At 40.5% G+C, this 1,067-nt stretch carries 1 protein-coding gene; it reads left to right on the plus strand.

Features of this window, described 5'->3' with window-relative positions:
* The coding region (locus I3259_RS20175; RefSeq protein ID WP_238031447.1) for an Ig-like domain-containing protein at positions 1 to 1,067 on the plus strand (1,067 nt) is incomplete at both ends.

A 1,067-nucleotide genomic window follows, 5' to 3' on the forward strand; every position in this document is an offset into this window, starting at 1 on the left:
ACCATTGATGGTGTCACTGCAGATAACATTATTAATGAAAAAGAAGCAACAGAAACGATCACGTTACACGGTACCGTAGGTGGTGATGTTAAAGTTGGTGACGAAGTCACGATTACGGTTGATGGTAAGCACTATAAAACTCCAGTAACAGAGAATGACGGACAATTAGGTTGGGCATTACCTGTTGATGGTTCTGTATTGGCTCATGCGAAAGTAGATCAAATTCAAGCGCATGTATCGATTAAAGATAACTATGGGAATACCGCAGAAGCCAATGCGAAGCATGATTACACAGTCAAGACCCTTGATGCTTCAATAACAATTGACGACGTCACATCAGATAACGTGATTAATGAAAAAGAAGCGGCAGAAAATCAATTACTACATGGTAATGTTGGCGGTGATGTTAAATTAGGTGATAGCGTTGTTATCACTGTAGATGGTCACGATTATCAAACTAAGGTTATTGAGCGTAATGGCCAATTGGGCTGGCAGGTAGAAGTTGCAGGTAGTGTACTGGCAAACGCAACAGCCGATAAAATTCATGCGGTTGTAAAAATCTCAGATAAAGCGGGTAATACAGAAACAGCGACTGCCGATCATGATTATAAAGTTGCGACATTAGATGTATCAGTGACTGTAGATAGTATCAATGACGGTAAGGCTATAACAGGTGAAGAGCATGACAACAATAGCCCTATTACGGTAACGGGTAGTGTTGGTGGTGATGCAAAAGTAGGTGACACTGTCACTCTCCAGTTGGGTGATAAGAGTGTTGATGTTAAGGTTGAAGATCAAGGTAATGGGAAGTTAGGTTATACGACTCAGGTACCGGGTAGCTATTTTGAGCCAAACCAGAATCATGGCTTTAGCGGTGATGTTCATGCCACAATTACAATATCAGATACTTATGGAAACAGTGCATCGGCAGTCGATGACAAACCGTATGATGGCTATGGACGTATTGAAATTGGTGGTAATGATTCAAATGTTATCAATGGTACAGGTTACAATGATATTTTAGTGGGTGATTCATCACCGGTTGAAATTAAAATTGAACCAAAAAC

Source organism: Photobacterium sp. Ph5 (genome assembly GCF_022129445.1).
Lineage (GTDB): Bacteria > Pseudomonadota > Gammaproteobacteria > Enterobacterales > Vibrionaceae > Photobacterium.